General features: G+C 68.9%; 13 protein-coding genes and 1 pseudogene. 5 read left to right on the top strand and 9 right to left on the bottom strand.

What is annotated here, in order from left to right; translation table 11 throughout:
- Positions 1-3: 3 nt before the first annotated feature.
- The 4 genes from mftD to mftA are packed head-to-tail and all read right to left on the bottom strand — an operon-like array spanning position 4 to position 2,926.
- Entirely contained in the window at positions 4-1,212 is a 1,209-nt protein-coding gene (gene mftD / locus BLV31_RS08985) for a pre-mycofactocin synthase MftD (RefSeq protein ID WP_006553543.1), read from the bottom strand.
- Between the two features lie 23 nt (positions 1,213-1,235).
- Positions 1,236-2,477 carry a mycofactocin radical SAM maturase gene (gene mftC, locus BLV31_RS08980; protein WP_019291268.1) on the bottom strand — a complete coding sequence of 414 codons (1,242 nt, stop codon included), beginning with the start codon at positions 2,475-2,477 and terminating at the stop codon, positions 1,236-1,238.
- 19 nt (positions 2,478-2,496) lie between these two features.
- Positions 2,497-2,790 (bottom strand): mycofactocin biosynthesis chaperone MftB, encoded by a 294-nt coding sequence (gene mftB / locus BLV31_RS08975; RefSeq protein ID WP_006553545.1) that lies wholly within the window; start codon positions 2,788-2,790, stop codon positions 2,497-2,499.
- A 40-nt stretch (positions 2,791-2,830) separates the two neighbouring features.
- Complete coding sequence (mftA, locus tag BLV31_RS08970) at positions 2,831-2,926, bottom strand: mycofactocin precursor MftA (protein WP_006553546.1); 96 nt, start codon at positions 2,924-2,926, stop codon at positions 2,831-2,833.
- 120 nt (positions 2,927-3,046) lie between these two features.
- On the opposite strand from mftA, the gene mftR reads away from it, so the two are divergent.
- The 3 genes from mftR (at position 3,047) to BLV31_RS08955 (ending at position 5,035) form a co-directional block, all read left to right on the top strand.
- Positions 3,047-3,712 (top strand): mycofactocin system transcriptional regulator MftR, encoded by a 666-nt coding sequence (mftR, locus tag BLV31_RS08965; RefSeq protein WP_006553547.1) that lies wholly within the window; start codon positions 3,047-3,049, stop codon positions 3,710-3,712.
- Positions 3,709-4,512 (top strand): mycofactocin oligosaccharide methyltransferase MftM, encoded by an 804-nt coding sequence (gene mftM, locus BLV31_RS08960; protein WP_006553548.1) that lies wholly within the window; start codon positions 3,709-3,711, stop codon positions 4,510-4,512. The genes mftR and mftM overlap by 4 nt, the downstream gene beginning before the upstream one ends.
- An 82-nt stretch (positions 4,513-4,594) precedes the next feature.
- Positions 4,595-5,035 carry a hypothetical protein gene (locus tag BLV31_RS08955; protein ID WP_064060468.1) on the top strand — a complete coding sequence of 147 codons (441 nt, stop codon included), beginning with the start codon at positions 4,595-4,597 and terminating at the stop codon, positions 5,033-5,035.
- A 183-nt stretch (positions 5,036-5,218) separates the two neighbouring features.
- Here the strand turns inward: BLV31_RS08955 and BLV31_RS08950 are convergent, their stop codons facing one another.
- The 4 genes from BLV31_RS08950 to ggt all read right to left on the bottom strand — a co-directional run bounded on the left by BLV31_RS08950 (position 5,219) and on the right by ggt (position 10,668).
- Entirely contained in the window at positions 5,219-5,896 is a 678-nt protein-coding gene (locus tag BLV31_RS08950; RefSeq protein WP_006553550.1) for a MadR family response regulator transcription factor, read from the bottom strand.
- The gene (locus BLV31_RS08945) at positions 5,893-7,266 is read right to left on the bottom strand and encodes a MadS family sensor histidine kinase (protein WP_024101651.1); all 1,374 of its coding nucleotides are present in this window, start codon (positions 7,264-7,266) and stop codon (positions 5,893-5,895) included. Before BLV31_RS08945 ends, BLV31_RS08950 begins: the two co-directional genes overlap by 4 nt.
- On the bottom strand, positions 7,263-8,495 hold the full coding sequence (locus BLV31_RS08940; protein WP_064060467.1) for an iron-containing alcohol dehydrogenase: 1,233 nt from the start codon (positions 8,493-8,495) through the stop codon (positions 7,263-7,265). The genes BLV31_RS08945 and BLV31_RS08940 overlap by 4 nt, the downstream gene beginning before the upstream one ends.
- Before the next feature lie 175 nt (positions 8,496-8,670).
- Positions 8,671-10,668, bottom strand: a complete 1,998-nt coding sequence (gene ggt, locus BLV31_RS08935) for a gamma-glutamyltransferase (RefSeq protein ID WP_064060466.1) — start codon at positions 10,666-10,668, stop codon at positions 8,671-8,673.
- 58 nt (positions 10,669-10,726) lie between these two features.
- Between ggt and BLV31_RS24995 the strand changes: the two are divergent.
- Positions 10,727-10,846, top strand: a pseudogene (locus BLV31_RS24995) (ArsR/SmtB family transcription factor); the annotation flags it as partial.
- 33 nt (positions 10,847-10,879) lie between these two features.
- The gene (locus BLV31_RS08930; protein WP_248690851.1) at positions 10,880-11,161 is read left to right on the top strand and encodes an SRPBCC domain-containing protein; all 282 of its coding nucleotides are present in this window, start codon (positions 10,880-10,882) and stop codon (positions 11,159-11,161) included.
- 60 nt (positions 11,162-11,221) lie between these two features.
- Here BLV31_RS08930 and madC read toward each other — a convergent pair whose 3' ends face one another.
- Positions 11,222-12,763 (bottom strand): MadC family VWA domain-containing protein, encoded by a 1,542-nt coding sequence (gene madC, locus BLV31_RS08925; protein ID WP_064060477.1) that lies wholly within the window; start codon positions 12,761-12,763, stop codon positions 11,222-11,224.
- Positions 12,764-12,768: the final 5 nt, after the last annotated feature.

The following is a 12,768-nucleotide window of genomic DNA, read 5'->3' as shown; positions in this document are numbered from 1 at the left end:
CGGTCAGATGCCGAGATCGCGGCGGAAGCCGTCCGGCACGAAGACGTCGTCGGGGGTGAGCTCGTGGATCGAGTTCTTGCCCAGACCCATGAGGGCGGAACCGATTCCGCCGGAAAGGATGTCGAGGACGTTCTCCACGCCTGCCTGACCGTTCGCGGCCAGACCCCACAGGTACGCGCGGCCGATGAGCACGGCCCTGGCGCCGAGCGCGATCGCCTTGACGACGTCGCTGCCGCGGCGGATACCGCCGTCGAGCAGCACCTCGACGTCCTTGCCCACCGCTTCGGCGATCGCCGGCAGGGCCCGGATCGGCGCCGGGGTGCCGTCGAGGTTGTTGCCACCGTGGTTGGACACCGAGATGGCGGTGACCCCGGCATCGACGGCGCGCTTGGCGTCGTCGACGCGCATGACGCCCTTGAGCATGAACGGTGCATCGCCCCACTGCTCACGCAGCCACGCGACGTCCTCCCAGGTGGGCAGGGGCGTGGTCATCCACTCGCCGTAGGCGCCGAAGAAGGTCGGGGCCTGGCCGTCCGGCGGTGTGAGGTTGGGGGTGGTCAGATCCGGCACGGCACCGGTCTTCGCCCATTCGAGGAGCCACTTGGGCCGGGTGATGCCCTCGGGGGCGAACTTGACCATCGCCTCGAGGTTCATCCGCTCCGGGATGGCGGGGCTGCCCCAGTCTCGACCGTTGGAGAACGACCAGTCCAGGGTCATGATCAGACCCTTCGCGCCCGCAGCGCGGGCACGTTCCATGCGTTGGATCAGCGTGTCGCGGCTGCCGACCCAGTACATCTGGAAGAAGGTCTTGTCGTTGACCGCCGCGACTTCCTCGATGGACTTGCTCGCGAACGACGACAGACCCATCGCGGTGCCGCGGGCGGCGGCCGCGCGGGCCACGGCGACCTCACCGTCCGGGTGCACGGCCTGCACACCGGTCGGCGAGATCATCACGGGCAGGGACACATCCTGTCCCATGATGGTCGTAGACATCTCCCGCTTGTCCGACAGTCCCGCGACGTGCGGGGCGAACCCGAGTTCGCGGAAGGCGGTGGTGTTGTCGTCGGCCGTGATGCCGGCCTCGGATCCGGCGACGAGTGCGCCGTAGACGGACTTGGGCAGGCGTTTACGGGCGCGCTGCTGTGCGATTGCGACGGTCTCGAACCATGGGTCCTGGGCCCACGGATTCTTCAACCAGGAAGGCTTGGCCATCGTCGGTCGTCTCCTCGGAAGGTCTAGAGCCCTGCGAGCGGATTCTCGTCGCAGAACTTGGCGGGGGGCTTGGTGAGCAGGGTCAGCGGTACCGGTGCGGCCGGGGTGCGCCGTTCGGCGCGCTTGCCGGTGCGCGAGTGGTCGACGCTCGACTGCGGCACGGTGCGCTCGGCTTCGAGCGCGGACTGCCCGTAGCCCTGCACGCACTCGGGATCGGGTCCGTCCATCGGCAGGCCGGTGAAGAACTTCGCGGCCATACAGCCGCCGCGGCACGCGTCGAAGAAGTTGCACGAGCCGCACGCACCGGCGGACTGCGGTTCGCGCAGTTCGCGGAACAGCTCGGAGTTCTTCCACACCGACGCGAAACCACCGTCGGTGAGGATGTTTCCGGCGTGGAAGTTCTCGTGGATCGCGAACGGGCACGCGTAGACGTCGCCGACCGGGTCGATCAGGCACACCACGCGTCCCGCACCGCACAGGTTCAGTCCGGGCAGCGAGCCGCCGCCCTCGCCGCCGAAGGCGGACAGGTGGAAGAACGAGTCGCCGGTGAGCACGCCCTCGCCGTGGGCGACGAGCCAGTCGTAGAGCTGCCGCTGCTGCTCATGGGTGGGATGCAGGTCGTCCCACACGTCCACGGCGCGGCCGGACGGGCGCAGTCGCGTGATGCGCAGGGTCGCGCCGTAACGGTCGGCGAGAGCCTTGAATTCGTCGAGCTGGTCGACATTCTGGCGGGTGACGACGACGGAGATCTTCGCGTCGCGGAAGCCCGCCTCGGACAGGTTCTCCAGGGCACGCACGGCCATCGCGAACGAACCCGGCCCGCGCACGGCGTCGTTGACCTCGGCGGTGGCGCCGTCGAGGGAGATCTGCACGTCGACATAGTCGGAGGCGGCCAGCCGGGCGGCGACCTTCTTGTCGATGCGCACACCGTTGGTCGAGAACTTCACGCCCACCTGGTGTTCGGTGGCGTAGTCGACGAGTTCCCAGAAATCGGATCGCACGGTGGGTTCGCCGCCGCCGATGTTGACGTAGAAGACCTGCATGCGCTGCAGCTCGTCGATGATCGCCTTGCACTGTTCGGTCGACAGTTCACGCGGGTCGCGCTTGCCCGACGAGGACAGGCAGTGCACACATGAAAGGTTGCAGGCGTAGGTGAGCTCCCAGGTCAGGCAGATCGGGGCGTCGAGGCCCTTCTCGAACTGGTCGACGAGGCGACCGACCTTCGGTGGGGCGGAGGTTGTGGGCGGTTCGAGCAGCGAGGTCATGGGCTGGTCCTTACAGACGTCAGACAGGAACGATCATGTGCGAATCGGCCAGGGTGCCCAGGGCACGCACGTAGGGCCGCTCGGCGTTCTCGTCGATCCCGTGCGCTCGCAACGCGTCTCGCACCGACCCGTGGTCGCCGAGGGATCGGACGACGTCGACGATGACGGTGTTCTTCAGGAACGACAACTTGCGGGTGCCGAAGTGGTAGAGCAACGCCCCGAACGGCTCGGGGCGAAGCGCTACCTGCGGGTGGAGCCGCCAGCCGGCACCCGGATCGAACATCTCGGTGTCCGTTGCTGTCTCGGTGTCCATTGCCAGGGGGGACACGTCGGTGGCTCCGGGCGCGGTCATGTCAGTACACGCCGCACATGCCGTCGATGGAGACCTCTTCGACGAGGGACTCCTCGATCAGATCGGATTCGATCACGGCGTTGTCACGATCGGACATGTTTCCTCCTCGGTTTCTTCTCCTGGATCGGAGCCGGTCGTCACAGTGGGACTTGCGCTGTGAGACAGTTCACCACTGTAATGGCATCGAGTGCAGAATGTCACGCCTTCGGGAGGAAGAATGACGCGTAGTCGCGGGAAACCGTCCGCTCGGATAGGTCGCCGCCCGTCCACCACGAAGGAGGAACTCGCCGCAATCGGCATCGAGCTGTTCATGGAGGCGGGCTTCGACGAGACGAGCATCGACGACATCGCCGAGGAGGCCGACATCGCGCGACGCACCTTCTTCCGCTACTTCCCGTCGAAGAACGAGGTGGCCTGGGGAAACTTCGACGAACACCTCGCCGGCATGCGCGCGAGCCTCGAAACGATCCCCGAGGACGTTCCGCTCTCGGAAGCGCTGACCACCGCCCTGCACGACTTCAACACCTTCCCCGACAGTGAGGCCGAACGACACCGCGCGCGGATGGGTCTCATCCTGCACACGCCCGCGCTGCAGGGCTATTCGTCGGTGATGTACCAGGGCTGGAGACGTGTCGTCGCCGAGTTCGTCGCCCGTCGCATCGGGGCCGATCCCGACGACCACATCCCCCGCACCGTCGGCTATCTGCTGCTCGGTGTCGCGATCTCCGCCTACGAGGCGTGGCTCGACGAACCCGGATCGGATCTGCACGACTTACTGGCCACCGGGATGGGGACACTGACGGCCGGTCTCGACTACAGTGACCCGCACTCCCCTTCCACACCGCCCCCTTCCACACCTCCGAAAAAGGTTGCGAAACAATGACCCTGCTCGATTCGCTCGCTCCCTGCAGCCCGGGCCGGTGGACACACGATCACGTGACGGTCGAACGCGTACCCGCCGGGCCGCTGAACGTCCGGCGCGAGGACGACCGACTCCACGTCACGCATTCCCTCACGGCCGAGCAGATCAGCGAGCGACTCGTCGCCGAGGTCACCGCCTCGATCCAGGACATCGAGTTCGGTCAGGACGAGTTCGAGCTGACGATGGTGGGACTCGTCCGCTCCACGGTGCCCGGCGCCCTCGACTCGTGGGTCACCTACTACCGCAACTCGCTCGGCGAACTGCTCGACGGTACAGCCGATTTCGCGCCCATCCATAATCGGGCCGCCGAACTCGTGCGTGGGAGCGTGCTCGACCTGGGGTCGTGTTTCGGCTTCCTGCCGCTGCGGCTCGCCGCCGCCGGCACCACCGTCACCGCCACCGACATCCTGCCCGGCACGATGCGCCTGCTCGATGCGGTCGCACCGCGGCTCGGGCTGCACGTCGACACGCTCGTGTGCGACGCGGCGAACGTCCCGGTGCCCGACGGCAGCGCCGACACAGTCACCGCGATCCACCTGCTCGAGCACGTCGACGACGCCCTCGGTGCCACGATCCTCGCCGAGGCGCTGCGGATCGCCCGGCAGCGGGTGGTGGTCGCGGTGCCGTTCGAGGACGAGGCGACGGCCTGCCACGGACACGTGCGCACCTTCGACCTGCCCGCACTCGAGGAACTGGGCCGCAGTACGGGGCGTCCCTTCGAGGTGTTCGAACACCACGGTGGGTGGCTCGTCATCGGGTGATCCACCCGGGCCATCCGCCTGCCCGCCCATCCGTTTCCCGTCCGGCGACGAATACCCGGTATGTACGGAAGGAGGTGGCGTGATGGACCACATCGTCGAGAGCCACTTCGGCTGGACGACTCGTCGCGTCGTCCTTCCCCACCCCGGCGCATCGCGGGACATGTCGTGCGGAGTGGTGACGGACTGTCGGCCGCTCCCCGAGCGACCGGACGTGCGGCTGCTCGTCTTCCACGACGATGCGGACGACTCCGACTACGACGCCGTGGCGATCGGAAAGACCGAGGGCGCGAACGACATTCCGGTACTGACCACCGTCGAGGAGTGTCTGCTCGTCACCGCGACCCGGCCCGGTTCCGGTCCCGCGATCGTGCTCGCCGCGCCGCCGGGTGAGGACGAGGGCCGACGGGTCCGGGAGATCACCCGGCAGCTTCTCCGAGGCGGACCGCTACTGCGCCTGATCCTGTATACCGGCGCACTGTCGGTACTCGTGCCATTGCACTCGCCTGCTCCGACCGGACGCTGACGCGGTGTGGACGTCGGGTCCGTACCCGCCAGTCCCCCGTCGCCGTATTTGCGGACGCGGCCACGCTCGTCGCGGACACCGAACGCGAAACCGTTGGCCGTCGCCGCGTGGCTCGACGACTGGGGTGCGGCCTACAGCAGCAAGCTCACCGCGCAGAGCTGAGCCGCGGAAGGGGCCAGGCGGTCAGATCAGCCCCTGCTTGCTGGCGGCGTAGACCGCCTCGGCCCGGCGGCTCACCCCTAGCTTGCGCATGATGTTGCTGACGTGGAACTTCACGGTGGTGGCCGAGATGAAAAGCTGCTCACCGATCTTCACGTTCGACATGCCGGCGGCGAGAAGCTTCAGCACCTCGAGTTCCCGGCCGGTCAACTGTTCGGCGGATGTGCCCTGCCCGTTGAGCGAACGCACGACCGCCGCCGCGCTGCGCGAGTCGAAGGCGCTCTCACCGCGAGAGACCGCCCGGATGGCGCGCACCAGTTCGGTGGTGTCGACGTCCTTGACGACGTAACCACGCGCGCCCGCGTGCACCGCCCGCACGACGAGTTGTTCGTCGAGGAAGGTGGTGAGCACGAGCAGACCGATGCCCGGGTGCGCCGAGGACAGCCGCCCGCACAATCCCAGTCCCTCGAAGTCCGACCCGGCCGAGAGCTTGAGATCGAGCAGCACGATGTCGGGGCGCATGCGGTCGACGAGCGCGAGCGCCTCCACGTCCGTCGAGGCCTCCCCCACCACTTCGAGATCCGGTTCGCGATCGAGGATCGAGCGGAGTCCCTGACGGAGGATCGCGTGGTCGTCGACGAGTGCGATGCGCACCGTGCCGGGCCGCGCCCGCGGGGTCATCCGAGGCGGCGTGACGGTCATGACGGTTCTCCCACCTGTTGAGCTACAGCATTGTCCTGCAACGGGATACGGGCCGCGATTCGCACTCCACCGAACCGGGAACGACGCACCTCGAGGGTGCCACCGAGTTCGCGGGCGCGGGCCTGCATGTTCGCGAGACCGCGATGGCTCCCGTCGAGGTCGTTGGCGGCGAGTCGCAGCATCACCCGCAGACGTGCCGGGTCGCCGTCGCCGTCGTCAGCGACCGACAGCAGGACCGCATCGCGTCCATAACTGAGCCGCAGCACCACGCGACTCGCGTTGGCGTGCACCGCCGCGTTGAACAACGCTTCGCCGGCGATCCGGAGCAGGGCGTGCTCGGCCTCGCCGCTCAACTCGACCGGTGTGCCACCCATTCTCGTCTTGACCTCGAGTTCGCCCGGCATGTGGGCCACGCTGAGCTGTTCGAGCATCTCCGGCAACGACATCCGTTCGGAATCGGACGGCCGGTTCAGCGCGTAGATCGCGGATCGCAACTGCTCGACGGCACCGCGGGTGAGTTCCTTGGCGAGGTCGAGTCGTTCGCTGCGTTCGGCGTCGGGAATGTCGCTGCGGCACACCTCGATCTGCATGCCCGCCGAGAGCACGGCCTGCGTGACGCTGTCGTGGAGCTCGCGCGCGATGCGGTGGCGTTCCTCGTCGAGCGCCTGGTTCCGGTGGGCGACGCCCAGCTGCCGCTGCGTGAGAGCGAGTTTCTTCAGGGTCGCTTCGAGTTCCTCGTTGCGTGCCTGCAGATCGGCGGCGGAGCGGTTCGCTTCGCGGTAGGCCTGCTCGGCGCGTTCGAGCAGGAGTTGTCCGCGTTGGTAGAGCGCGGAGTTCTGCAGCGCGACCGCGGTCTGGCTGGCGAGGATCGACAGAACGGCGCGGTCAGTGGTGTCGAGGACGCGGCGGTCCGGCGTCCACGCGGCGATGGCACCGGCGACTCCCCCGTCCAGGACGATGGGGACGAACGCGTGGTGGTTCTCGACCAGCTCGCGACGTTCGACAGCACCGGTACGCACGGCGTCGAGCAGGGCCACGACCTCGTCGGGCAGGGGCGGTCCCTCGACGTTGTCGACGAGGAAGGGAGTGGCGTCGGGGCCGAGCACGAGCCTGCGCGGCCCGGCATCGGGAAGGACACCGTCGGCGAGGGCGAAGGCAACCCACGTCGCGCTCAGGTGCGCGCGAGCGGCTTCGGCGACGGCGCAGATAAGCGTCTCGGGCCCCTCGACCGTGCGCACCAACGCCCTGGAGATCAGTTCGAGTGCGTGGACGACGCGTTCGAGCCGTTCGGCGGCGCCGCGGTACTGCGGATAGAAGGTCGACTTCCCGGAGCGGAGTCCGGTCAGTGCCGACAGGTCGGGAGCACTCACAGCGCCGTCCGGAACAACTCGATCATCTGGTCGCGGGTCGCGGTGCGCGGATTCGTCGACATGCACGCGTCGCGCAGTGCTCCCTCGGCGAGTCGCGGCAGGTCTTCCTCCCGCACGCCGAGTTGGCGCAGTCCGCGCGGCACACCCACCTGACGGGCGAGGGCGTCGATGCGCGACGCGACGGCATCGACGGCCTCGGGCGCGGCACCGCGCGCCTCCTCCAGACCGAGGGTCGCGGCGACCTGGACGAACGGCTCGGGATCGTCGGCACCGTTGAACCGGATGACGTGCGGCAGCAGCACGCCGTTGATGACCCCGTGCGGCAGGTCGAGCAGACCGCCGACCTGATGGCTCATCGCGTGGGCTGCACCGAGGATCGCGTTGGTGAACGCGAGTCCGGCCTCGAGACTGGCCTGGGCCATGCTGGCGCGAGCGGGCATGTAGGTCGGGTCGTCGATCGTGCGCACGAGCGTGCCGGTGACCATGCCGACCGCCCGCAGTGCGTGATGGTCGGTGAGGGGGTTGTGGGCGCGGGAGACGAACGCCTCGATGCCGTGGGTGAGGGCGTCGAGTCCGGTGGCGGCGTTGAGGTCGTCGGGCATGGTGGTGAGCAGTCGCGGATCGATCACCGTGAGGTCGGGGACGAGCGACCGGCCGATGATGGTGATCTTGCTGCCGCGCGCGGTGTCGGTGACCACGCAGAACTGGGAGACGTCGGCTCCCGTCCCGGACGTCGACGGCACCATGACCATCGGCGGGATGGGCAACGGCGCTCGGTCGACGCCCTCGTAGTCGAGGATGTTGCCGCCGTTGGCGGCGAGGATCGCGACGCCCTTCGCGGCGTCGATCACCGAGCCACCGCCCAGCGCGACGAGGACGTCGCAGCCCCGCGACCGGTACACCTCGTGGCCGGTCGCGACCTCGTGGTCCTTCGGATTGGGGGTGAGACCGGCCCACACGGTGGCGTCGACCCCCTGATCACGCAGGTGCTGCAGGAGTTCGTCGACCCAGCCGGCTTCGATCAGTCCCGGGTCGGTGACGAGCATGGGGCGGACACCGCCGAGCCGGACGGCGGCGTGGGCCGCTTCGACGAGCGAGCCCTCCCCGAAGACGATCTCGGGGGCGTGGAACTTGACCAGGGCCGGCCCCGAAGCGGGGTGGCCGTCCCGAGGGGGCGCGGAAGCACGGGGATGGGTCGTGTTCTGGTGTCCCGGCATGACGACGGCCACTGTTCACTCCTGACGATCCGCACGATCCGCGCACCTGTGTGATCCAGCTTACGGTGCGCGGGTTGTCGGGCGCAGCGGGCACGGGACGCACCGGACCGATGGTGAGGTCGGCACCTATTCGACAGGGTAGGTCACGGGCGTCGATCCGCGCTCGACGGATATAGGGCGCCGATCGTCACTGCCCGCCGGTATCACCCATCACGGCGCCCTCGCGTCGGGGGTCGGCGCCACCGATCCATCCCTCCCCCTGACGCAGCAGCGCGCTCAGTCCACTGGACTGCGGGGCGACGGACACCTCGTGGCCCCTGTCGCGGAGCTGCTGCACGAGTGGATCGGTCGCTCCGTCGTCGGCACCGTCGATCGCCGGATGCTCGCCGCCGACCCCTGTGACGGGGGTGTTCGCAGCGCCGAACGACACGGCCGAGACGGCCTGCTGCGGGTCGAGTCCCCAGTCGAGAGTGTTCACGAGTGTCTTGACGACGAACTGGATGATCACCGAGCCGCCCGGCGACCCGACCACCATCCGGATGTCGCCGCGACCGCCGTCGGAGGTGCGATCGAAGACGAGCGTCGGGGCCATCGAGCTGCGCGGCCGCTTGCCGGGTTCGACGCGGTTGGCGACGGGCAGCCCCTCCTCGTCGACCGGTTCGGCCGAGAAGTCCGTGAGCTGATTGTTGAGGAGGACGCCGTCGGTCATGTGGAACGAGCCGAAGGCCGACTCGATGGTGGTCGTCATGGATGCGACGTTGCCGTAGCTGTCCGCGACCGAGATGTGGCTGGTGCCGTGTTCGGGGCTCTGCGGCGGCATGCCGAGCGGGACCGGACCGAAGTCGCCGGGCTGCGCCTCGCCCATGCTCTTGCCGGGGTCGATCAGCCCTGCGCGTTCGGACAGGTAGTCCGGGTTCACCAGGGTCTCGAGCGAGCCACCCGGCAGGGGCACGAAATCGGCGTCGGCGACGTACTTGTCGCGATCGGCGTAGGCGAGTCGTTCGGCTTCGGAGATCAGGTGCACCGCATCCGCGTCGGGGACGCCACCGTCGGCATCGACATCACCCGGCGGCAGCGACGCGAGGTCGAAGTTCTCGAGGATGCCGAGCGTCGCCGCGACCGCCATGCCACCCGAGGACGGGTTGGGCATCCCGCAGATCTCGTACTCGCGGTAGGGGGTGCACAGCGGTTGCCGTTCCTTCGCCTCGTAGACGGCGAGATCGTCGAGGGTCATCGTTCCGGGTGTACGCCCGCCCGAATCGGTGCCGGTGGACTCGACGATGCCGGCCGCGATGTCACCGGTGTAGAAGGCGTCGGCGCCGTCGGTGGCGATCGCCGAGAGCGTCTTGGACATCGCCGGATTCGTGAGGATCTCACCTTCGGGCTTGGGCGAGCCGTCGGCCTGCAGGAAGTAGGCGCGGGCCTCGTCGTCGACGGCGAGCTGTTCGGCGGAATCGGCGATCGACTGCGCCAGACGGTCGCTGATCACGATGCCCTGATCGGCGAGATCGATCGCGGGGCGGAACAATTCGCCCCAGGCGGCACTCCCGTGCTTCGCGTGGACGGTTTCGAGCATCCGCACGACGCCGGGCACGCCGATCGAGCGGCCGCTCGCACGCGCGTCGGGGCGGGGTTCGGTGCGATCGGTGTCGCTGGTCCAGCGCAGATAGTTCTCGGTCGCGGACATCGGTGCCGTCTCGCGGCCGTCGTATGCCTTCACCTCACCGGACTCGGCGTCGTAGTACACCAGGAACGCTCCGCCGCCGATACCCGACGACTGGGGTTCGACCAGACCGAGGACCATCTGGGCGGCGACGAGTGCGTCGGCCGCGGTCCCGCCGTCGCGCAGGACCTCGCATGCCGCTTCGGTGGATGCGGGATTGGCCGTCGACACGGCGAAGGAGGAGGTGGTCACCGCGGTCATGCCGGCGCGGTAACCGGTCGCGATCTCGGGGTTCGTGGAGATGTCGCGATCCCCGGTCTCCGTCGCCGGCTGCGTCTCGGCGATCGGGGTGCCGTTGGGTTCGGCGGTGCAGGTCGCGGCTGCCGCGGTCTCCTGCACGTCAGCCGTACCGCCCGACTCCATATCGTCCGACGCGGACGTACACGCGCCGAGGAGGGTGATCGAGACGGCCGCGGCGAAGGCCGCGCGGACACCGGACCGGGCTCTCGAGGGCAGGACCATTCACTGACCGTAGCCGGGCACGTGAGTGCCCGTAGGGAATTCGACCGCGATCCGTTTGCGCACGCGCGACGCCCAGCGCCGGCCCGTCCACCTGAAGCCCGCACGGCTGGAGATGCTGACCTCCTGGATCGACCGCTACCGGTTGGTGAAGGAACAGCAGTTCCGCGGTCTCGACGCCGTCGCGCAGTGGCTCGGCCCGCGCGGCCTGGAGATGAAGATCGAGGAGTACGACCTCCGCACCGGTGGGTCGTACCGCTACGAACACTCCGACGACAGCGGCAGCTACCGCTTCGCTGGTGTCTTCCACACCGTCCGCGAGAACGAGTTCATCGTCCAGACCTTCGAATATCTCGGGTTCCCTGATGTGGTGAGCCTCGAGACGCTCACCTTCGTCGACCTCGGGAACGTCCCTGCAAGCTGGTCGGCCATTCCGTGTACCCGAGACAGGAGGCCCGCGACGGCATGGCGGAAGCGGGTATGGAGACCGGCCTGACCGAGGGCTTCGAACGACTCGAGGAACTGCTTGCCGGGTCCGCGACGCGGTGAGCGCCGTTCACCGCAGGGCGTGGCCGAGTTCGGCGGCGCGCGCGAGCAGTTGCGCGCCGTCGCGGGCGACGACCACCTCGTCGCACAGTTCGGCGTAGCCGGGCATCGCGCAGGTCGCCTGCGTCCAGTACCGCTCGGGTTCGGGCGTGATCCACGCGAGGCGGTGCACGCGGCGACGGAGTTCCTCGAGCCGATCGGTGCGCGGGGGCAGGCCGTTGCAGCGCCCGTCCCCCACGACCAGCACCGACGTCCGGCCGTCGATCGATCCGGAGTGCTCGGTGAGCAGTTCGTCGAACATCCTTCCGTAGTCGCTGCTCGCCTCGAGATCGACGGCAGGATGGGCGAGTACGGCGGCCAGGGCACCGTCACCGCCGGCGGCGAGCAACTGTGTCGTCACGTCCACCGGACGATCGACGAAGGCGACCACCCGGCACCGGTGCGCCCGCCCGTGCATCGCCTGGGCGAGCCGGAGCGTGAACGATGTGATCGGGCGGACCGACAGCGAGACGTCGGCGAGGACGAGCAGCCGCACCCGGTCGGGGCGGGGTGCGCGGACGACGAGCCGGAACGGCACACCGTCGGTCCGCATCCCCGCCCGGGCGGTCCTGCGCATGTCGAGCCGTCCGCGGGTCCGCTCACGCGGATGGGGCCGGACCGGTCCGCGCATGCGGCGCAGCACCTCGTGGCACGCGAGCTCGATCTCGGCGCGATCGATGCCGGCGGCGTCGTGCGATTCGGGCGCCTCGACACCCTCGGCGCCCGGCACCGCGGCGGCGAGTGAGGCGACGAACGCCTCGACCGCGTCCACGAGTCGCGCGAGTTGCGATGCGGAGAGGGGTTCGTCGAGGACCTCTCCCCCGTAGGTGCGGTGCGGGTCGTAGGCGTCGAGCCACGCGAGGATCGACGCCGGGTCGTCCCACGACAGCGATCCGACGACCGCGGCACCCGGTTCACCGGACAGATCACCCACCGTCGTGGTCGCCGCATTCTCGACGTCGACGGTGTAGGTGACGCCGCGACGGCCCGAGTCCGCACCCGTGTCCACCGACAGATCGGCATCGGACGACGTCATCGACACATCGTCGTCGTCCTTGTGCGGGTTGAACCCCTTGCGGGCCTCCGGGGTGTCGAAGTGGTCGCCGACCTCGGCTGCGCGGTCGTTGTACTCGGCGTAGCGCGCGATGCTCGGGTCGTCGCCGATCTCGAGCGCCGCCGGCAGGGATTCGGCGAACTGCGCCCGGGCGGGACCGCCGCCGCTCGCGGCGACGGCGGCGTCGACCGCACCGAACAACTCGTCGAAAGCGCGCTCGAAACCGGCCCGCTCGTGCGGGTACTTGGCGCACACCGCCCGCAGGCACGAGCGCAGTGAATCCCGCTCGCGGACGGAGACCAGGTCGAGCACCCGGCGCACCTCGATGCTCTCGGCCGGTGACGCCGCGACACCGTGGCGTCGCAGGAGCAGGCCGAACACCGCCGCTACCACGTCGAGCACGTAGCGGGGGCGACGCTCGTCGAGCGCGGTCACCTGTGTGACCCGGGATGCGTGCATTGCGG

This window comes from Rhodococcus pyridinivorans, from assembly GCF_900105195.1.
Taxonomy (GTDB): domain Bacteria; phylum Actinomycetota; class Actinomycetes; order Mycobacteriales; family Mycobacteriaceae; genus Rhodococcus; species Rhodococcus pyridinivorans.
The sequence above is the reverse complement of the archived record's forward strand: the minus strand, read 5'-3'. Positions and strand labels throughout refer to the sequence as shown.